This window comes from Schaalia sp. lx-100 (assembly GCF_021083625.1).
Classification (GTDB): domain Bacteria; phylum Actinomycetota; class Actinomycetes; order Actinomycetales; family Actinomycetaceae; genus Pauljensenia.
On record NZ_JAJNRP010000004.1, the window covers coordinates 165,983 to 186,749 of the forward strand.

The following is a 20,767-nucleotide window of genomic DNA, read 5'->3' on the forward strand; positions in this document are numbered from 1 at the left end:
CAAACAATGAAAGAATTACGGGTTGCAGCTGTAGTTGTCACCTATAACCGGTGCGAGCTCCTACAAAAAACTCTGGCGGCACTTGAAGCACAAACCTACGCGCCAGCAGCAATCATTGTGGTTGATAACGCCTCAACTGATGACACTCAACATATGTTGGCTGCACGTGATAGTGCGCCGAGCCTTCAGGTACATCGTTTAGCCGAAAACACTGGTGGCGCTGGTGGTTTTAACGCCGGAATAAAAATCGGTTACACAGAAGGCTATGACGCGTTCTGGGTGATGGATGACGACACCGCGCCACGTCCAGAAGCACTTGAAAAACTAGTGACCACTTTGCATGATGCCGCCGAATTTCGCGGGGGAGATATGCCTTCCTACGCGGCCTCAATGGTTTTATGGACAGACGGCTCCGCATGTGAAATGAATTTCCCCACTCCCACATGGGATTGGGTGCGACCGGTGCCTTACCAGAAAAACTGGATTGACATTGACTGCGCCTCATTTGTTTCCTGCTTGGTGACCCGTGAAGCTGTCGCTCACTGTGGATTCCCCTACAAGGAATACTTCATTTGGTTCGATGACGCCGAGTACACCTACCGCCTGTCAAAGTGGCGTCCAGGCATATTCGTTACCGACTCGTACGTGGATCACCTCACCCCAGAAAATAAAGGGGTTTTTTGGTCAGAAGTCACCGAAGCGAACTTCTGGAAGTACTCGCGTGGGGCACGAAACCAAGTGTCCGCCGGCATATCCTTGCGTAAACCACGGATCCTTGTTGACCTTTTTGCTGGATTATATCGACAACTGCGTGGAGCCCCAGTCAGCCGTAAGTTAAAACTGAAACTGACGAAAGCGGCTTTTGAAGGATTCTTCCAACGCCCACGCATTGAATACCCAGAGCAAAAGTAGCGGCCTAGCCGTGCGGTGATGCGGGCGTGTTACTTCCGATGGCGCAGGAAGTTACGGGCCCGCATTTTTGCCCATGAAAAGAAAGTTTCACGTCGGCGCGCCAGGTCATTGAACATCGCTGCTTGCCACAGCAAGGCCCCTACACCGTGATGTTCTACGAAATCGCGCAGGTACTCGTCACGTACTTGCAGATCAAAGTAAGCGTGCTTGTCGGCTCCTGCGAAAACTGAATTACCGAGCGCTCCTTTTTGTGTGCGGCGCTGATGCCAGTAGGCAAGTGGTTCGCCGTCAATAAATTCCACGTGATACTTCGCTGCTAAACGGATGTGGAATTCCCAGTCACCTACCACCGGCAAATCATCACGGAAACCACCGAGATCATCAATGACTGCACGTGGGTACATGCAGGAAATAGGGACAGCAATATTTGATTCCATCAGTTTTGATAAAGAAAACTGAAAAATCCCCGGCCACGCGATTTCTCTGCTGAGCTCAATGACACGGTTACCTTCGATTTTTTCGTGAATGATTTGTGTACGTACTGCGACACCACCGGCGGTTGGATTTTCCTCTAAATAATTCACACATTTTTCAAGGAAAGAAGGATGCCACGAATCGTCGTCGTCGTGAATACAAATATATTTACCTGCGGAGTGCGAAATAGCGAGGTTTGAGGCCGCTTCCATACCTAAAGATTGCGGATTATGGAATACTCGCGCACGCCCCTTCAGAGCTGCTGAATGTTTTTCAAGAAGTGCATCTACAGGTTCTGGAGCGCCGCCGTCATTGACGATGATTAATTCAAAGTCTTCGTACCGTTGTTGCGCGCAGTCAGCGATTGCTCTGGTTAACAGTACTGCACGGTCCTTTGTGCGCATGACGATACTGACAAGTGGGCGGCTCATAATTATTCTCCAAATTGCTGAAGTTTTACGACAGGCAACTATAGAGGCGAGTCTAGCACCTCATCAATTAACGTGAATTTTAACGAGGAATAAAGCCGCACGATACATATGGGCAAAGGAAAAAACAGGCAAAGAAGTACCCTTCTGGGCTTCCGCTACTTATGAGTGCATATATGAAGAATGGCCTGATAGGTCGCTGAAAAGAAAAGAGGAACAAATCTCTGGTAAAACAGGTATATACACTTGTTTCCATCACTATTTATTCATTGTGAGGACTCGCACTATGGAGAACTTTCCTTCACTACGCTCAGCTGCCGAACGCACAGATAATGAATGGCGCAAAATCTTAAATCCAATGGAATATCACGTTCTTCGTGAGTCAGGCACAGAAAGACCGTTCACAGGCGAATTATTGAACGAAAATCGTGTAGGTACTTTCCATTGCAAAGGGTGCGGGGCTGTACTTTTTGACTCCTCAACAAAATTTGATTCACATTGTGGGTGGCCCAGCTTTAATCAAGCAAAAGAAGGAGCCGTCGTATTTCTTACAGATAATTCCCACGGTATGAGGCGCACAGAAGTTCGCTGTGCTACCTGCAATAGTCATCTTGGTCATATCTTTGATGACGCACCAGATCAGCCCACCGGACAAAGATACTGCATGAACTCTGTCTGCCTTACTTTTACACCGGCTGATCCCCAGTGAATCTGTCGTATCACCTACATCGAGGGGTTGGCCACCTACCGCCGTCAGGCCTAATCATTGGGTCGGCGCTTTCGCAGTACATGGGAGCAGCTTTAGCGATCAGCCTTTTTCATGTGATGCATCCGGCTTCTGTTGCTTGGTGTCGTGTGACAGTAGCAGCAGTTATTTTGGTTGCATGGCGCAGGCCGTGGCGATCAGGTATCACATGGGCTGATTTTGCGCGTTCAACGCTTTTCGGTATCACGATTTTGACGATGAATGCGGCTTTCTATCAGGCGCTGGTGACTTTGCCTTTAGGGGCTGCTGTTTCGTTGGAATTTGTTGGCCCAGTAGCAGTTGCGGTGTTGAGTGGTCGTGGCTGGTCGGTGCGTGTGGCAGCGCTCCTTGCATGTGTGGGCGTGGCATGTATTGGAGGGCTTGGGGTTGATACGGGCGATCCTGCTGTGATTTCAGGTTTGCTGTGGGCGGGGCTATCAGGTTTGTCTTGGGCCTGTTACATCGTCCTTGGGCGGAAAATTGCAGCGAAACGTTCAGCAGTAACGAATTTGGCTTTAGGATGTGCGGGAGCTTGCCTCGTATATGCCCCTTTCCTTGGTTCAGGTGCAGGTGTAGCGCTCTATGATGTTTCGCTGTTGCTGAGCGTTATTCTTGTCGGCGTATTGTCGACAGCTTTACCTTTCACTTTGGAAGCAGTTGCGATGAGTCGTTTGTCGGCTTCAACATTTTCGTTACTTGCGGCTTTAGAGCCGGCAACTTCTGCGGTGATCGGAGCTTTCCTGCTGAGGCAGGTTCCTACCATAGGGCAGCTTGTGGGGTTGGTTTGTATTTCTGTGGCTGTGTGGTTGGCTTCACGTCAGGATGTTCCTTCTGGTCAGTCCTCATCTTCAGCTACAAAGGGGTGACGCGCGGGAATCCCTACCCACCTCCATGACAATTGCCATGAGTTGCGCCTTAGTTATTTACTCCGAGGGGCAGCTAAAGGTGTAGCGCATCATATGGCTTGCCTTGAGGTTTGAGTGTTCCCCCCCCCGGGGGCAAAGGAGCCGCCAGAGCTGTTGCGGCTGCCCGTTCAAGCCCAAAACCAACGAAACTGCTGTCAGTTGTGAATCCGATAAGTGGGGCTGCTGATCTGAAGATTAACAGTGACTGCAGGGAAGGTGGGGGTACTTGTCTGTGGAAAATGGTGGGAGAGGATTTTGTGGTGCCAGTGTTGTGAGTAACGTAACTGTTAAACGTGGAGGTATTGTTCCGCTTTTTGGATGGAAAGAGAGGTTTTTATTTGATGACATACTTGGCCTCGCGTACATGCGTATACAGTTAATACGCATGTTTCACATCGAATAAAAATCACGTGAAGTAATGTGACTGAAAGAAAGGGTAAGTATGAAAACAGCTCCCATCCGTGCAGATGAGAGCTGGTTTTGTAGGCCCACGGGGACTCGAACCCCGAACCCACGGATTAAAAGTCCGCTGCTCTACCATTTGAGCTATAGGCCCAACCCCTTAAGGGTACGCTAACTATTGTACGAGGTGATCCCCGTGGTCGAAAATCGGCGTCCACGACGACCGGCTATTTTGACTCCTGCTCAAACAGAATCTTTGGTAGGAGATATTGACCCAGCGCAGGAATCTGCGCTTGCTCACGCCTGCGCATGGGCCATTTTGAATGTGAGCGATAGCACTTTCGGACCTGAAGTGATTCAGCGCCTCCATGAAGTAATTGCGACTGAAGGAGTGGACATTATTGCCCATATTTGGGCACGTAGCCCGGAATTTACGCTGCCGGGGGCGTTGTGGCGTTCATACCTATTCCATGAATGGTGCGTGCGTGACTTGCATGTGGTGACGCGCTTGTATGAATTAGGACTGCAAGAATACGACCTTGGTGAATATGAAACTCGTCATAGCGCTGGAAGTTTGAATGCGCTTCTCAATGAATTAGAACACTTATTTGCAGGACAACTAACAGATGACGACCTCGAAAATCTTTTACTGTGGACTTCAAGTGTGATGAGAATTATTGCTGCGGGAAATAATCCTGAGGGAAGCTGGATTGAAGATATTACCGACCCGCTTGCCTATCCTGTGACATTACGTTCACACGCTTTAGTGCGGACAGCAGAAGAACTGGAACGTTCTGCACAAGAAGCTGCTCACGGTCGCCTTGAATGAAAAGCGCAGAGCTTTGGAATATACGTGAAGTAAGTCAGTTCGGATGCAGGTCATGCGTAGGACCGATACCCTTAGATGGTGTCTCGTCCTCGTCCTGCTCCTGTGCCGTCGCATCTTGTGCGTGCAGCTGGTGCACTTGTGTGGCGTTTTCGTGATCGACAAAGGCCTCTGGTTACGGGCGAAAAAATTCAAGCAGAAGATATAGACGTTCTGCTTGTACACCGGCCTAAATACCATGACTGGTCGTGGCCAAAAGGCAAATCAGAATCTCAAGAGCCTCTCGCGCAGGCCGCTGTGCGTGAAGTGGAAGAAGAAACTGGTTATGCCGTTCGATTGTGGGCCCCTTTGACCACTCAGCGGTATCGCCTAGGAACTCGACAAACAAAAGAAGTTTTTTACTGGGTAGGCACGCCTCTGTCTGATTCAACGGACACACTCACTCACGATGGGCCAGTGCCTTTACGCGCACGCCGTCCTGTACAGCACGCATCGTCGCGTGAAATTGACGAGGCGCAATGGCTTTCCCCTGACCAAGCCCATGAACTTCTGACACGCCGTGGTGATCGACGACTTTTGCAAGAACTACTCGCACGCGCGCAAAACGGTACCCTTGTCACATCCACGCTTGCTTTGCTTTCGAATGCGGCAACTATTCCTCAAGACTTGTGGGAGGGAACACCTGAGGCTTTACCGTTAAGCCGCTTAGGGAATTATCAGGCATTGCGGATCAGCGACGTACTTTCAGCATTCGGTATTGAAGCAGCTTTAACATCGCCGCAGGCCAGTTGCACCGCGACTTTAGGGCCGTGGGTTGCGCTTTCGCAAGGACGTGTCATTAAGCTGGCGGAACTTTCCTATGAAGCTATTACTGCCGATGCGTCGAAAGCGCAGCAGGTGGTGGAAAAACTGGTCGCCCAGCCGCATATTCCTACTGTTGTTTGCGCAGATCATGAGTGTCTGCATAGCCTTGTGGGGCCTCTGGAAGCAGCGACACTGGCTCCTCAACGGGACACGTCACAGCAAAAAATCCTCACATATACTTTTGCGGACTTTATTGTTGCCCATATTGCGCATACGGATAGCCCTGAAATTATTGCTCGTGAACACCACGCTTTACGGGTAAAAATAACCCCACAGGAATGAAAAAATACAGACCAGCTACGCACTATATTCACTTCGAGCCAGTGGGGTGGTGCTGCGACTTTCTTCGCTCCTACTTCATCGATGGGTAAGCGCGCAGGTAAAGAAAAAACCGAAGCCCCTACCAGTTACGCATAAACAGTGCGATAAACGATTAGTTGCCTCTTTGCTGATAGGTGATAAGCAGGCGTGGGATATATGCGCTCACATGTGTGATTGAGCAACAGAACGAGTCAGGAGAGGTGAATCTTGAGCGCAACGAGCAACACAAGTCAGCGAATGGTCGCCTGCGGCCCATGATTCAGGTGTCGGTCGTAACCATGCGATTTCTAAAAGTGAATCCTCAGGATCAACACCTACATATTGTGTGAACTCTGCGCTGCACGCGGTGTGAGCCTGCTTATCGAGTTCAAAAACAGATGGCAGATCCGAAGCGTCAATAGGCAGGAGCGCAATTACTTCTGCCGTGTGCGGCTCAGAGCAATGACGAGTGGAAAGGGAAGCTGTTTCATTTTCACCCGGCATATCAATGCATTGACCGACGTGGAGATCAGTAACTGATATGTGCGAGCAAGCGGAAAATAAAAAAGCTACACCGGAGAGTAGACACATAAGCGCCGCCACGCGCATAAAAGTGCAACGGTGGCGACGCTTATTGGCAGTCAACGAGAAAAGCATCCTATGGCCCTACGAAAAGTCGTATAACCCAGAACATGCCAGCAGCAACTGCGGCCGCCGCAGGCAAAGTCAAGAACCAAGCGATAACGATATTGCCAGCCACACCCCAACGTACTGCCGAGAAACGACGTGTGGCACCCACACCAAGGATTGCAGAGGTAATGGTGTGAGTGGTAGAAATCGGCGCATGGAGGGCAAAAGCCGCTATATACAGCACGCCGGCGGAAACTGTTTCTGCGACAAAACCGCGAGCAGGATCCAAGTCGATGATTTTGCGACCGAGGGTACGCATAATTCGCCAACCGCCTGAATATGTTCCCGCTGAAATTGCGAGTGCTGCGGCAATTTTCACCCACAAGGGAACAGTGAGATCGCCTGTTGCCTCATCAAAAATATTGTGGGTATGACCGTAACCTCCAGCAACCAGAGCCATAACGATGACGCCCATAGTTTTTTGAGCATCCTGCAAGCCGTGTCCAAGTGCCATTGCGCCTGCCGAGGCGGTCTGCAAAATACGGAATTGGCGCATCGTGCGGTGGTATGGCAAATTCCGTAAGAACCTCATGAGGATCCGCATGATGATGTAGCCAAAGAAAAAGCCAATACACGGTGAGGTGAACATGGGGATGATGACATGAGCGGTGATGCCGCCCCACTGAACCGTTGTCATTGACACTAAGCCCGCACCGACAAGTCCCCCAATTAACGCGTGTGAGGACGAGGAAGGAAGGCCAAACCACCATGTGATGAGATTCCACGCCACCGCACCCAGAAGGGCAGCGAGGACAATGACAAGGCCTTCACGTTGCATACCCACATCTGCTGAAGAAGTGTAATGCGAAATATCAATAATGCCTTGCCCGATGGTTTTGGCTACTTCTGTTCCAAGCAAAGCGCCAATCACATTCATTACTGCAGCCATAATGAGTGCGGCACGTGGTGTGAGTGCGCGGGTTGAAACTGAAGTAGCAATAGCATTTGCTGCGTCGTGGAATCCGTTGGTGTAGTCAAAAGCTAAGGCAATGACAATCACCATGACCACGAGGACGAGGTTAATGTCCACGAGGTCAGGACTCCTTTACCGCGATGGTTTCAATGGTGTTAGCGAGGTCCTCAAATGCGTCGCAACATTTTTCGAGGACTTCGATGATGTCTTTGAGTTTAATGATCGTGACGGGATCAAGACCAGAATCAAAGAGTGCAGTCAAAGTGTGACGGTAAGCCCGGTCACCATCGTTTTCTAGGCGGTTGATTTCCACCCAGTAGTCGCGTAGCGATAGTGGATTTTTCAGGTCAGGAATCGCTTGGGCTGTCTGTTCAGCGCAACGAGCCAAGACGCTGACTTGTTCGGTCAGGAGTGTCATGATCTGTTCAGGAATGTCATGGATTCCATACAGGACGAATAAATCCCCTGATTCGTCCATGAGGTCCATGCAGTCATCCAAACATGAGGCGAGCTCTTGCAGGTCTTCGCGGTCAAATGGAGTGATAAATGATTGGTTGAGGCGCTGGATAATATCGTGATTAATCTCATCAGCGGCATGTTCGACTTCGTGAAGCCTGTCGCGGATTGCGACCTGCTCTTGAAGTGAAGATCCAAGGATGGATGAAAGTAAGCCAACGCCAGTGACAAGGTGCTCAGCCTGACTGGTGAGCATGTCGAAGAACGTGGGTCCTTCGGGCTTTCGGATACCCATGAGTGTCCTCCAAGTGAGAAGTGAACAGATACATCGGGCATATACAGGTTAGGGCACTTGGGGCGTATTGGGCACTTTTTATCTGTCGATGAGAGGGAAAAGTGTGGATAAAAGTGAGCAAATAGGGTGAGTTGTGTGATCTGACACATTTTTTGTCGGGACCAACTGCCCGCGCATTTTGCGTCAGAATCAGTCAATATTGACATGTAGACGATGGACACTTTCGCGTGCCCAAAAAATACCGAGTGCCTCAGGAGGCAATATGTCCGTGACTGAACAGGATGTGCGCGCAGCCGCTCCGGCAAACGCTCCCGAAGATGTTCTTAACTGGGTTGCTGAAATTGCTGCCCTTACTACACCGGACGCCATCGAATTCGCCGACGGCTCCCAAGAAGAATGGGATCGTTTAACATCCCTCATGGTTGAATCAGGTGTTTTCACACGCCTGAATGAGGAAAAGCGCCCCAACTGCTTCCTCGCTCGCTCACTTCCTTCAGACGTGGCCCGTGTTGAATCTCGTACCTTCATCTGCTCTGAAAAAGAAGAAGATGCTGGTCCGACGAACCACTGGGCAGATCCCGTGGAAATGAAAGCAACCCTGAAAGAGAAATTCACAGGTGCAATGAAGGGCCGCACCATGTACGTGGTTCCTTTCTCCATGGGTCCATTGGGTGGCCCTATTTCTCAGCTGGGTATCGAAATCTCTGACTCTCCTTACGTGGTCTGCAACATGCGCATCATGACTCGTATGGGTCAAGCTGCAATGGATTTGATCGCTGAAGGTAAGCCATGGGTTCCTGCAGTTCACTCTGTAGGTGTGCCTTTGGAAGAAGGCCAGGAAGATACCGCATGGCCTTGCAACGAAGAAAAGTACATCACTCACTTCCCTGAAACCAACGAAATTTGGTCTTTCGGTTCCGGTTACGGCGGTAACGCTCTGCTCGGTAAGAAGTGCTTCGCTCTGCGTATCGCTTCCACAATGGCTCGTCGTGATGGCTGGATGGCTGAACACATGCTCATCCTGCGCCTGACCCGTGAAACCACTGGCCAGCAGTTCCACGTCACCGCAGCCTTCCCCTCAGCTTGCGGTAAGACCAACCTCGCTATGCTTCAACCCACCATTCCTGGTTACACAGTTGAAACAGTGGGCGACGATATTGCATGGATGCGTCCAGGACCAGATGGCCGTCTCTACGCGATCAACCCTGAAGCAGGCTTCTTCGGTGTGGCTCCGGGTACTTCTTACGACACAAACCCGATGGCTATGGAAACCATGAAAGCCAACTCCATCTTCACAAACGTTGCTTTGACTGATGACGGCGACGTGTGGTGGGAAGGCATTGACGGTGACGTTCCGGCTCACCTCATTGACTGGCACGGTAACGACTGGACTCCTGAGTCAGGCGAAAAGGCTGCACATCCAAACAGCCGCTTCACGGTACCTGCCGCACAGTGCCCGATTATCTGCTCCGACTGGGAAGCTCCTCAGGGTGTAGCAGTTGACGCGATCTTGTTCGGTGGCCGTCGCGCGACCAACGTTCCGCTTGTTGCTGAACAGTACGAGCCAGCTCACGGCGTGTTCATCGGTGCTTCTGTGGCTTCCGAAGTGACAGCTGCTGCAACAGACGTTAAAGCAGGTTCGCTGCGTCATGACCCATTCGCAATGCTGCCTTTCTGTGGCTACAACATGGCTGACTACTGGGGACATTGGCTGGAAATGCAAGACAAGTTGGGCGAAAACTTCCCGAAGGTTTACCAGGTGAACTGGTTCCGTAAGGATGAAGACGGCAACTGGTTGTGGCCAGGCTATGGCGAAAACTCCCGTGTTCTGGACTGGATCGTTCGCCGCGCCACCGGTGAAGTTGAAGCAATTGACGGTGTGACTGGTCGTTACCCGAAGTTTGAAGACTTCAACCTTGACGGACTGGACATTGATGAGGCTCACTGGGCGAAGCTCTTTGCCATTGATCCTGATGCATGGTCAGCAGAAATGGATGATACTGAGGAATACTTCGCACAGTTTGGTGACAAGGTTCCTGCAGCTATCCGCGAACAGCTGGCGAAGTTCCGCGAGCGTATCGCTGCCGCAAAGGCCTGAGTTTTCAATGTGGCCTAGTTACAGTCGCTGTTGAAAGGCAGTGACTAGGCCACTGCGAAGAAAACTGCATATAGTGTGTTGCCCCGATCATGTGAGTGATCGGGGCAACACGCATATGCTCTGCTTTACCCTAAATAATGCGTTAGCGCATGAGGGGGGAGCGGTTAGGGGTAGCGAGCAAAAGGCTGGCGTATAGCCCAAAAGGTAGAGTCACTTGAGACGGCAAAATATTGTGTGCTTATGCCTTCATATAGAAGAAAAGAGCGGGAAAACTACAAGCCGGCAACAGAGTCTAAACGTCCAGAATCATGTGTACGCCACGAAGCAATAGCATGACGTGAAGGCGCGTCCATACTGATACAACCGCATGATTGGCCGGTAACTATATCGAAATCAAAAACATGTGCCTGTGTGTCGTGAGCAAGGTCAGGGTCATGTAAAAGTGCAAATGCCTGATTCGCCATTGCATCCAGCGGCTGACGGATTGAGGTTAAAGACGGAACAGTAAAACCTGAATGTGAAGAACCGTTAACTGCAACAATCGCCATATCTTCAGGGACTCGCATACCTAAATCTGCGCACGCAGCGAGGACACCCACTGCTTGACGCTCATTCCCTGTAATAAGTGCGGTGGGAAGGGCTCCACGTTCATGGGCATCCATGAGCCACTGATACCCGGCAAAACGCGAATAAGCCTGCCACGTGACTAACGCAGAATCAGCGTCATAACCGGTTGCCTGACACCAGCCACGTAAACGCAGATGTGAATTCCATATGCCGTCTGGCCCTGTCATCATTGCAATATGCTCATGGCCGTGTTCTTGTAAATGCTCGGTAAGCTGTTGGACGGCAAGTGCCTCATCAATTTGAACGGAAGGAAATCTACCGTCAAGACGTGAATCTTCAAAGACAACCACGCGAACAGGAGAATGACTCAGAAGGTCAAAAGCGAGTTTTTCGGTGGTCCCCATGTAAAAAATACCATCGACCTGGTGTGCGAAAAACTGTTCAAGAAAGCGGCGTTCACGTGCAGGGTCGTCAGCAGAGTCTCCAAGCAACAGGGTGTAGCCCTCGTGGTGTACGCGCGCTTGGACTGCGTGAGCAATTTCTGAAATAAAAGGGTTTGTAATATTGGGTAATATCAGGCCGTAGGTTCCGGTTTTCCCCATCGCAAGGGCGCGTGCTGCTCGGTTAGGTTGATACCCCAGTTTCTTAATTGCGGCGAGAACTCGTGCTCGTGTGTGAGGTGCGACAGGCCGTGGCCCGTTATTCACGGTGTAAGTGACAACAGCTACAGATGTTCCGGCTTCGCGTGCAACATCTTCGCGGGTAGGGCGTTTATTGGGCATTCGTACTCCACAAACTCTTAGGCGCCGATTCTTATTATGACCTATTGAGTGTGGTCAGATGCGAGTGGGAGATCAGTCATCATCTGTTTCAGCAAGACTGACTGCATGTATTCCTTCAATATCGGCAACAGCGGCGATGAGAGTGGAAATATTGAGGCCGCGGTCAGAACGAACTGTCAGGCGAGCAGTGACATCATTTTCCTGACGGTCACGTGTAGAAGAAGCGGTGACAATTGACCAGCCAAGTAGAGTGATATGACTGATGGTGTTGCCGAGAACTCCGTGTCCTTGCGTGTATTCGACGAGGAGAGTGTGGGTGTCAGGCATTATCCGTGCGGTCAGGTAGATCAGTCCTGGTGCTATGGCGAAGACAACGAGGAAATGCAGGGCTGTGCCAGCTAGTGCGAGCCACCACAGCCCTGCTCCGCAGGCCATTCCAATAGCGGCGGTTTCCCAGATAGTTGCAGCAGTTGTTAAACCTTTGATGGTGCCGTGGCGCGTCAGGATGATACCTGCGCCAAGGAAACCGATACCGGAGACGATTTGTGCGGCTACACGCGAAGGATCAAGTTTTGTGATCCCATCGCCAACAACGTCAAGGAAACCGTATTTGGAAATGAGCATCATGATTGCCGCCGTGAAGCCAACGATTGCTTGGGTTCGGATTCCTGCGGATTTCCCGTGTTGTTGGCGTTCCAAACCGATGCAAGCGGAAAGGACCAGTGCCAGCAGGACGAGTCCCAGCTGCACGGCGTAGATCATGATTTCTCCTGTCTTTTATGTGAGGGCTACTCGATTCAACGTGTCGAATAGGTAAGTGCCTTCGCTGATTTTTTGGTGAACTGTGACAATATCAAGATGATCGAGGGGTTGGCTATAGAAAGTATTCTGTGTGCTAAGTCCCTCGTGTGCAGTGATATTGCGGAGTGTTTTTTCCAGTTCTGTTGAATCACCACTACCAATACCGTAGGCCAATGTGATGTGAGGTCGAGGAACGGGACCAAAATGTGTGCCCTCGGGTCCGAAAACCTCTGTTAAACATTGACGTATCCGACTGGTATAGCGCCCCCATATGTCTAGGTTGTCTGAGGGGCAAAGCACCGAGTCCTCGGTGACAATGGGCGCTGTGAACGTGATTGCGGGTGCGTCCCATTCACAGAAGGCAGCGTGGAGCGCAGCAATATATTCATCAATCCGCTCGGCTTGAGGTGAATCTGCGAAAAACGGAAGGCGTTGAGCAGTGGCGTGGAGTGCTTGCGAAGGTTGCAATGCGACAAGCTCACTGGCTTCAAGGGCTTCCTCGTAGGGATGCACCAGGGCAGCAAAATCCTCGCGCGGTGTGAGGTAGAAGTGGAGCTGCCCTGCGGGGTGTGTCCAGTCTTCTTCGGTTGTTTCAAAAAAACTACGCATGCGTGGGTACTTCTTTCCACCCATTATTTGCGAGTTCTTCGAGTTCTTCCAGTGATTTACCTTGAGTTTCTGGGGCCATGAAGAAGGAAATGATAAGGCCGAATATGGCGACTCCAGCAAAAAGCCACGTTGAATTCGCCATACCCCACTTTGAAACCATGATGGGGAATACGGTGACTCCGAGGATCGCTCCGATTCGGCTGATTGAGCCGGCAAATCCTACGCCGGAAGCGCGTAAACGTGTGGGGAATAGTTCGTTGGGGTAGACCATGTTGAGAACGCCTGGGCCAAGGTTTGCTAAGAGGATAGCGCTCGACAGCAGCACAATAAGTACGATCATTGAAGGGTTTTGGATGAGTGCGAGTGTTGCGAGCACGATGACCATACCGACGAAGCACCAGAGGATTTGTTTGCGTCGACCGATTTTTTCAACGGTTACCATGCCGATAGCTGCGCCGAGGACACCGAGCAGGGCAATGACTGAGGAACCTACGTAGGCGAGGACAGGGTTGCCGCCGGTGAATGGTTTGAGTATGGAGGGCGTGTACATCTGGATACCGTAGAACGAAACTGCGAAAGCGAACCAGAATGTGCAGCAAAAGATTGTTGAACGAATCATGTGAGGCGAGAACAGTTCCCACCAAGTGCCGTGTAGGGCGGATGTGCCTTTATGAGCGCGAGCGGCTTTTTCACTGCTGTTATCAAAGTAGTTGCCTTGGAGGTGCTCAATATTAGCCATGATTGCGTTAGCTTCTTCGATACGTCCGTGTTGGCGTAGCCAGCGGGGAGATTCTGGAACATCGTGCCGTAAGACGAGGACGATGGCGGCAAGGAGTGCGCCTAGCCCGAGCATCCAACGCCATGCGGAAGCGCCGATGGGGAACATTGCGATACCTGTGAGGTAAGCGAAGAATGCGCCTGCTTGCCATAGGAGTGACATGAAGATGATGAAACGGCCACGGCGTTCAGGGGCGGTGAATTCGGCGGTAATGGATGAGGAAATGGGGTAGTCGGCTCCGATGAAAAGTCCAAGGAGGAAGCGTGTCGCAATGAGTTGCCATACGTTTTGTGTGAAAGCGGCAAGGAGGGCAAAAATGATGAAACCTGAAAGGTCAATCATGTACATTTTGCGTCGGCCGAATGTGTCGGTGAGTTTGCCGCCGAAAAGCATGCCGAGGAACATGCCGATAATGGCTGAACCTGCGACTATGCCTTCCATAGTGCCTGTGATTTCCCACTGTGCTTTCAGTCCGGGTAGGGCTACGGCGATAACGGATACGTCAAAGCCGTCAAGGAACATTCCTGCGCCAGAAAGAACGGCCACACGATTTTGGAACCGTGAGCCGGTGGATTTTGTGCGATATGTGCTCATGGGTTGATCTCCTCGTCGAGTATCTGTATTCATTGTTGGATGAATACATGGATTCTACGCGTGTAGTCTACGCGCGTCAACCCTTTATATTCTGCGAAAAATCATTCTTTCTTTCGGAAATAAAAGAACTGTGCCACGCCCTCAAAAATATCGAAAAAGCTTGGGGATACTTTCACGACATAAATCCGGAAACACCTAAGCTGATGCTGCTAAACACAGTGCGCATGAGACAAGAATGCCCACGTGATGAATAAGAACCTTCTCACATGCTCACACAAGCTACTCTGGTGGCGTGAAGGTCCTTCTCGTAGGAAATGGTGGGCGCGAACATGCGCTAGCCCGAGCAATGGTTCGTACCTCCCGTAACCTTGACTTGTATGTGCAAGCAGGAAACCCGGGCATAGATGCCCTGGGGCAACCCATAACATTCGACCCATGCGACCCGAAACACGTAAGTGCTCTGGCTCAAGAACATTCCATTGACCTTGTTGTTGTCGGCCCAGAAGCTCCCCTAGTTGCCGGAGTCGCTGACGCTGTACGAGCAGCAGGAATTGCCTGTTTTGGCCCCAGCAAAGCAGCCGCCGCACTTGAAGCCTCAAAATCATTCGCTAAAACAGTAATGAATGAAGCAGCAGTTGCCACCGCCCGCGCATACACATGCGTAAGCGAAACAGAAGTGGAAGCTGCTCTTGATGACTTTGGCGCCCCCTACGTGGTCAAAGATGACGCCTTAGCAGCAGGCAAAGGCGTTGTCGTAACCGATGACCGACACACCGCTTACGCACACGCATCCTCATGCCTAGCCCGCCCAGATGGGCGAGTAGTCATCGAGGAATACCTAGACGGCCCAGAAGTTTCACTCTTTTGTCTCAGCGACGGCACAACCGTTGTGCCACTGGTGCCTGCGCAAGACTACAAACGTTTACTTGATGGGGGACAAGGCCCAAATACAGGCGGTATGGGCGCCTACAGTCCATTACCGTGGCTGCCAAGCGGACTCGTTGACGAAGTGGTACGCGAAGTAGCCCTCCCAACCATCACACGTATGGCCGAACGCGGAACACCTTTTATCGGCCTACTGTACTGTGGCCTCGCCCTGACGAGCGCAGGAACACGTGTCGTTGAATTTAACGTGCGTTTTGGTGACCCAGAAACCCAAGTAGTCCTCGAAAGACTTGAATCCCCTCTGGCTCCACTTCTTTACGCGGCAGCAACAGGAACACTCATTGACCATCCGAAACCCGAATGGTCAAAAGAAGCCGCAGTGACCGTTGTCATGGCTTCTGCAGGATATCCTGGGACGCTTCGCACAGGAGAAACCATCACAGGAATCGAAACAGCTGAAACAATTGACGGTGTTCACGTCATTCACGCTGGAACACGTTTGCGTACCGATGAGCCAGATCCACAAGGTTCAGGGAACTGTTGCGGCACAGAAAGCGAAACAGTCCTCGTAAATACAGGCGGTCGAGTACTTGACGTGACCGCGCGCGCCACAACTGTAGAAGAAGCCAGAAAACGCGCCTATCGTGCTGTCAATGCCATACGCTTTGACGGCACACACTACCGCACCGACATCGGCACATGGCCAGACAGCTTGAATAGCTGAAGCTCTGACACTACCGGAGGATACGCATATGAGCACACACCCACTCACCATCACCGGATGGGAACATGTATCCTCCGGAAAAATACGAGACATCTACGCGCCTGCAGGAACACTAAGCTCAGGAAAAACACCTGATCGCTACCTCATGGTTACCTCTGACCGCATTAGCGCCTACGACTACATCATGCCCAGCCTCATACCAGATAAAGGTAAAATACTGAACCAATTAGCTATCTGGTGGATGGAACAGCTCAGCGACATCATCGACACTCACCTGCTACGCGATCAAGATGGCAAACTGTTACCCGTGCCCGAAAATGTGCGAGGACGAGCAGTGATCTGCCGCGCGCTCAACATGATCCCTGTCGAATGTGTTGTTCGAGGCTACCTGACAGGCTCAGGCCTTGCAGAGTATGAGGCCACAGGTTCAGTCTGCGGTATTCCCCTTCCAGAAGGCCTCAGTGAAGCAAGCGCCCTCACACCCCCGATTTTTACCCCTGCAGTCAAAGCAGATATCGGTGAACACGATGAAAACGTGTCATTTCAACACGTAGCCGACATGATCGGAAACGAACTCGCAGAAAAACTCCGCGACACCTCACTGGCCCTATACGCGAGAGCACGGACACTCGCTGCTGAACGCGGCATCATCCTAGCTGACACCAAATACGAATTCGGATGCGACCCACAGACAGGTACCCTAGTCCTCGCTGACGAAATACTCACCCCAGACTCGTCACGTTTTTGGCCTGCCGACCAATGGCACCCAGGGCGTAAAACCCCAAGTTTTGACAAACAATACCTACGCGATTGGCTCACTTCACCGCAATCCCACTGGGACAAAAACACAGGAGAAAAACCACCGCACCTACCAGAACACATCATTACTGCCACACAAGAACGCTACTGTGAAGCATTCCGTAAAATAACAGGAAAAGAACCACAGCTCTCATAAGTGAAATACCACCGCATAAGCGCATATCTGACCCAGCATATCCAACACACTACAGGAGGACCCCGTGGGGCGAATCATCGTTGAAGTCATGCCGAAACCTGAAATCTTAGACCCCCAAGGAAAAGCCGTCGGCTCAGCCCTACCCAGGCTCGGAATCACCACATTCACCTCCATCCGACAAGGAAAATGCTTCCACCTGACATGTGAAGGACCCGTCACACAAGAAGCGTTGGAACAGGCACGCCGCGCCGCAGAAAATGTCCTATCCAACCCGATTATTGAAGATGTTGTACGCGTTGAAGCCCTCCCTGAAACAGAATGTGGCACCGCATGCGGATGCGGAGGTGCCCAGTGACCCGTATCGGAGTTGTCACATTCCCCGGCACACTAGATGACCGTGACGCAGCGCGCGCCGTGCGCCTCGCAGGAGCCGAAGCAGTTAGCCTCTGGCATAAAGACACGGACCTGCGTTCAGTAGATGCGGTAGTGCTTCCCGGCGGTTTTTCCTACGGCGACTACCTGCGCTGTGGGGCAATCGCCGCTGTCGCACCTGTGATGACTGAGGTAGTGCGTGCAGCACACGCTGGAATGCCGCTCCTTGGTATTTGTAACGGTTTCCAAGTACTCTGCGAAGCACACCTGCTCCCGGGGGCACTCATCCGTAACGACCATCAAAAATTCCTTTGCCGCGACCAGATCCTGCGCGTTGAAAATACGAGCACTGCATGGAGTAACGCTTTCACGCAGGACGCTCAGATCACAGTCCCACTGAAAAATGGGGAAGGAAATTTCCAAGCGGACCCTGAAACCTTAAAAGAACTCGAAGGCGAAGGACGAGTCGTTTTCCGCTACGTGGATTTTAACCCTAACGGATCTGCCCATGACATCGCCGGTATCACAAATGAGCGCGGAAACGTCGTTGGCCTCATGCCACACCCCGAACACGCAGTCGAAAAAGGTTTCGGCCCTGCCCACACCTACCCAGATGGCAGTTTAGCCGGACACGACGGAACAGACGGGCTGACTATTTTCACCTCTGTCCTCAACGCGCTCGCGGGATAAAGCACCGTCAAAAAGCGGATACGTTCTTCTTCTGACGGCGAAGCGCAACCCTGCGAAACCGCATATTCTCGCGCTACACAGACCACAACTGTATGAGCACCCCGATAAACCCACCATTCCTTTCACCGATGGAAAAACACATGAGCACCACAGCCACTGTTCCACATGAAATCCCCGATACCGTCGCAGACGCTACCGCCACACCCACCAAAGAAATGCCGTGGGCTGAACTTGGCCTCAAAGCTGATGAATACCAGAAAATATGCGACATCCTTGGGCGCAGACCAACAAATGCAGAACTCGCCATGTACTCCGTTATGTGGTCTGAACACTGCTCGTACAAGTCCTCCAAAAAGCACTTGGCCGAACAATTCGGTGCACGTACCACTGACGATATGCGCCGCCACCTACTGGTCGGCATGGGACAAAACGCTGGTGTTGTGGACATCGGTCAAGGATGGGCGGTCACTTTCAAAGTTGAATCCCACAATCACCCCTCATTCGTTGAACCCTACCAGGGCGCAGCAACAGGTGTCGGCGGCATTGTGCGTGACATTATCTCTATGGGCGCACGCCCTGTTGCCGTCATGGACCAACTGCGTTTTGGAGCCCCGCAGCACCCAGACACTGCGCGTGTCGTCCACGGAGTCGTCAGCGGGGTTGGAGGATACGGGAATTGCTTAGGCCTGCCCAATATTGGAGGGGAAACAGAATTTGATCCGTCCTATCAAGGAAATCCACTGGTAAATGCCCTATGCGTTGGGGTTTTACGTCACGAGGACATTCACCTTGCGAATGCTACCGGTGAAGGAAACCTTGTGGTTCTTTTTGGTGCGCGCACCGGTGGGGACGGTATCGGAGGAGCCTCGATTTTAGCTTCGGAAACCTTTGAAGACGGTATGCCAACAAAACGCCCCTCCGTGCAAGTCGGTGACCCTTTCATGGAGAAAGTCCTCATCGAATGTTGTCTTGAACTTTTCCAAGCAGGGGTCGTCCAAGGCATTCAAGACCTTGGTGCTGCCGGTATTTCCTGCGCAACCTCAGAACTGGCCTCGAATGGGTCATCAGGTATGCACGTTGATTTAGAAAAAGTACTTCTGCGTGACCCTACCCTGACAGCAGGCGAAATCCTCATGTCAGAATCACAAGAACGCATGATGGCAATTGTGACCCCTGAAGATGAAGAACGATTCTTTGACATCATCAACAAATGGGATGTCGAAGCCTCCGTTATCGGTGTTCTCACAGGGGACGGGAAACTCACAATCGACCATTACGGCCACCGTATCGTAGAGGTAGATCCAAAGACTGTAGCTCATGACGGCCCTGTGTATGACCGTCCCTACGCGCGTCCGCAGTGGCAAGACGCTCTTGTTGCCGATACGACATGGGGGTTAGCGCGTCCAAGTGACGCGGCACAGCTGATTGATGCCATTAACCGTGTGATTTCGGACGTGAATCAGGCATCGAAATCATGGATTACCGACCAGTACGACCGTTACGTTCAAGGTAATACGGCTTTAGCTCAACCTGATGATGCGGGTGTTATCCGCGTAGATGAGGAAAGCCATCTGGGAGTTGCCTTATCGACAGATGCGAATGGGTGGTACACCAAACTTGACCCCTATCAGGGGGCGCAGCAGGCGCTCGCAGAATCCTATCGGAATGTTGCAATTGTGGGGGCGCAGCCTTTAGCGATCACTGACTGTCTGAACTTTGGTAATCCGGAGGATACTGACGCGATGTGGCAGTTAGTGACAGCAATGACAGGGCTAGCTGATGGGTGTATTGAGCTGGGAGTGCCGGTGACCGGCGGTAATGTGTCCCTGTATAACTCCTCTGGCACAGTGAAAGGTCAGCCGAATTCTTCTATTAATCCGACACCTGTGGTGGGTATGTTAGGTGTGCTCCCTGATGTGCGTCGTGCGAATCCGTCTGGTTTTACCGAAGATGGTTTAGCAGTCGTTTTGCTGGGTGAGACTCGTGAGGAACTGGATGGTTCCGCTTGGGCGCGTATTTGTCACAATCATTTAGGAGGCGTCCCGCCGCGCGTTGACTTGGGTGCTGAAGTGGCGCTGGGCAATGTGGTGCAGGCGCTTTCGGCCGCTGATGGTCCTGATGGCGCTCCGCTTGTTCGTGCTGCTCATGATGTATCCACTGGTGGTGTGGCGCAAGCGTTGGTGGATATGGTTGTGCGCTTCGGTGTGGGTGGGTCTTTTGACGTGTCGGCTGTGGTGGGGCGCGATCAGATCGATGATTTCACGCTGTTGTTTTCTGAATCTCAGGCGCGAGCCATTATTGCTGTGCCCGAAGGGGCGATACCTGCGGTCTTTGCTGCTGCTGAGGCTGAGGGTGTGCCGTGTGCGCGTATTGGTACGACCGGTGGCGGCATGATGATTGTGCATGGGAATGATGTGCTGGCTGACGCGGGTAATGGAGCGGGCTGGTGTGTTGATGTAGAGGACCTGCGTACCCGCGTGGAATCACCTTTACGTGAACTGTTCTGAAGTGTTTTGTGCGGTAAAGATTAGGTGACTTTGTAGGAGCCTCCTAGTTATTTCCGTTGACATATATTGATGCCGAGGGGTGTCAGGAAGTGACCTGACACCCCTCGGTGTGTTGTGCTTGTGTTTTTGCTTATGATGCTGGCGTGTTGCTCGGGTTTTCTTTGGTGTCTTTCGTATGCGTGCATGAGCGTTGCA

Annotated in this window: 19 protein-coding genes and 1 tRNA gene; 11 read left to right on the top strand and 9 right to left on the bottom strand. The window is 51.7% G+C overall.

The features are described 5' to 3' along the window. The first annotated feature begins 6 nt into the window (after positions 1–6). On the top strand, positions 7–912 hold the full coding sequence (locus tag LRP54_RS04765) for a glycosyltransferase family 2 protein (protein WP_231235194.1): 906 nt from the start codon (positions 7–9) through the stop codon (positions 910–912). Between the two features lie 29 nt (positions 913–941). Here LRP54_RS04765 and LRP54_RS04770 read toward each other — a convergent pair whose 3' ends face one another. Next, positions 942–1,817: a glycosyltransferase family 2 protein gene (locus LRP54_RS04770; protein WP_231235195.1), complete on the bottom strand. Its 876-nt coding sequence runs from the start codon at positions 1,815–1,817 to the stop codon at positions 942–944. A gap of 283 nt (positions 1,818–2,100) precedes the next feature. Here LRP54_RS04770 and msrB point away from each other — a divergent pair, with 283 nt between their 5' ends. Both msrB and LRP54_RS04780 read left to right on the top strand, forming a co-directional pair. Then, entirely contained in the window at positions 2,101–2,523 is a 423-nt protein-coding gene (msrB, locus tag LRP54_RS04775) for a peptide-methionine (R)-S-oxide reductase MsrB (protein ID WP_231204083.1), read from the top strand. After that, a complete protein-coding gene (locus tag LRP54_RS04780; RefSeq protein WP_331274804.1) occupies positions 2,520–3,425 on the top strand; it encodes an EamA family transporter in 906 nt (301 codons plus the stop codon). The genes msrB and LRP54_RS04780 overlap by 4 nt, the downstream gene beginning before the upstream one ends. Positions 3,426–3,947: 522 nt before the next feature. Here the strand turns inward: LRP54_RS04780 and LRP54_RS04785 are convergent. Beyond that, positions 3,948–4,020: transfer RNA gene (locus LRP54_RS04785), tRNA-Lys, on the bottom strand. A gap of 42 nt (positions 4,021–4,062) precedes the next feature. Here LRP54_RS04785 and LRP54_RS04790 point away from each other — a divergent pair. After that, on the top strand, positions 4,063–4,695 hold the full coding sequence (locus tag LRP54_RS04790) for a hypothetical protein (RefSeq protein ID WP_231235196.1): 633 nt from the start codon (positions 4,063–4,065) through the stop codon (positions 4,693–4,695). A 78-nt stretch (positions 4,696–4,773) separates the two neighbouring features. Beyond that, the gene (locus tag LRP54_RS04795) at positions 4,774–5,838 is read left to right on the top strand and encodes an NUDIX hydrolase (protein ID WP_231235197.1); all 1,065 of its coding nucleotides are present in this window, start codon (positions 4,774–4,776) and stop codon (positions 5,836–5,838) included. Between the two features lie 201 nt (positions 5,839–6,039). Here the strand turns inward: LRP54_RS04795 and LRP54_RS04800 are convergent, their stop codons facing one another. Genes LRP54_RS04800 through LRP54_RS04810 form a run of 3 tightly spaced genes read right to left on the bottom strand, consistent with a single transcriptional unit; the run spans position 6,040 to position 8,210 of the window. Beyond that, positions 6,040–6,513 (bottom strand): septum formation family protein, encoded by a 474-nt coding sequence (locus LRP54_RS04800; RefSeq protein ID WP_231204089.1) that lies wholly within the window; start codon positions 6,511–6,513, stop codon positions 6,040–6,042. Position 6,514: 1 nt separating this feature from the next. Continuing rightward, positions 6,515–7,576 (bottom strand): inorganic phosphate transporter, encoded by a 1,062-nt coding sequence (locus tag LRP54_RS04805; RefSeq protein ID WP_331274728.1) that lies wholly within the window; start codon positions 7,574–7,576, stop codon positions 6,515–6,517. Between the two features lie 4 nt (positions 7,577–7,580). Further along, positions 7,581–8,210: a DUF47 domain-containing protein gene (locus LRP54_RS04810; protein ID WP_231204092.1), complete on the bottom strand. Its 630-nt coding sequence runs from the start codon at positions 8,208–8,210 to the stop codon at positions 7,581–7,583. A gap of 262 nt (positions 8,211–8,472) precedes the next feature. Here LRP54_RS04810 and LRP54_RS04815 point away from each other — a divergent pair, with 262 nt between their 5' ends. Continuing rightward, entirely contained in the window at positions 8,473–10,308 is a 1,836-nt protein-coding gene (locus LRP54_RS04815) for a phosphoenolpyruvate carboxykinase (GTP) (protein ID WP_231204094.1), read from the top strand. Between the two features lie 272 nt (positions 10,309–10,580). On the opposite strand, the gene LRP54_RS04820 is transcribed toward LRP54_RS04815, so the two are convergent. The 4 genes from LRP54_RS04820 to LRP54_RS04835 all read right to left on the bottom strand — a co-directional run bounded on the left by LRP54_RS04820 (position 10,581) and on the right by LRP54_RS04835 (position 14,439). Further along, positions 10,581–11,657 carry a LacI family DNA-binding transcriptional regulator gene (locus LRP54_RS04820; RefSeq protein ID WP_231235198.1) on the bottom strand — a complete coding sequence of 359 codons (1,077 nt, stop codon included), beginning with the start codon at positions 11,655–11,657 and terminating at the stop codon, positions 10,581–10,583. Positions 11,658–11,729: 72 nt separating this feature from the next. Beyond that, positions 11,730–12,419, bottom strand: coding sequence for an MgtC/SapB family protein (locus tag LRP54_RS04825; protein WP_231204097.1), 690 nt, complete (start codon positions 12,417–12,419; stop codon positions 11,730–11,732). Between the two features lie 15 nt (positions 12,420–12,434). After that, on the bottom strand, positions 12,435–13,067 hold the full coding sequence (locus tag LRP54_RS04830) for a hypothetical protein (RefSeq protein ID WP_231235199.1): 633 nt from the start codon (positions 13,065–13,067) through the stop codon (positions 12,435–12,437). Next, positions 13,060–14,439 carry an MFS transporter gene (locus LRP54_RS04835; RefSeq protein WP_231235200.1) on the bottom strand — a complete coding sequence of 460 codons (1,380 nt, stop codon included), beginning with the start codon at positions 14,437–14,439 and terminating at the stop codon, positions 13,060–13,062. Before LRP54_RS04835 ends, LRP54_RS04830 begins: the two co-directional genes overlap by 8 nt. A 292-nt stretch (positions 14,440–14,731) precedes the next feature. On the opposite strand from LRP54_RS04835, the gene purD reads away from it, so the two are divergent. The 5 genes from purD (at position 14,732) to purL (ending at position 20,572) form a co-directional block, all read left to right on the top strand. Beyond that, positions 14,732–16,048, top strand: a complete 1,317-nt coding sequence (gene purD / locus LRP54_RS04840; RefSeq protein WP_231235201.1) for a phosphoribosylamine--glycine ligase — start codon at positions 14,732–14,734, stop codon at positions 16,046–16,048. A gap of 28 nt (positions 16,049–16,076) precedes the next feature. Then, complete coding sequence (locus LRP54_RS04845; RefSeq protein ID WP_231235202.1) at positions 16,077–17,003, top strand: phosphoribosylaminoimidazolesuccinocarboxamide synthase; 927 nt, start codon at positions 16,077–16,079, stop codon at positions 17,001–17,003. Between the two features lie 64 nt (positions 17,004–17,067). Beyond that, on the top strand, positions 17,068–17,358 hold the full coding sequence (locus tag LRP54_RS04850; RefSeq protein ID WP_231204107.1) for a phosphoribosylformylglycinamidine synthase subunit PurS: 291 nt from the start codon (positions 17,068–17,070) through the stop codon (positions 17,356–17,358). After that, complete coding sequence (purQ, locus tag LRP54_RS04855) at positions 17,355–18,065, top strand: phosphoribosylformylglycinamidine synthase subunit PurQ (protein ID WP_231235203.1); 711 nt, start codon at positions 17,355–17,357, stop codon at positions 18,063–18,065. Before LRP54_RS04850 ends, purQ begins: the two co-directional genes overlap by 4 nt. A gap of 140 nt (positions 18,066–18,205) precedes the next feature. Continuing rightward, complete coding sequence (gene purL, locus LRP54_RS04860) at positions 18,206–20,572, top strand: phosphoribosylformylglycinamidine synthase subunit PurL (RefSeq protein WP_231204581.1); 2,367 nt, start codon at positions 18,206–18,208, stop codon at positions 20,570–20,572. Positions 20,573–20,767 lie beyond the last annotated feature (195 nt).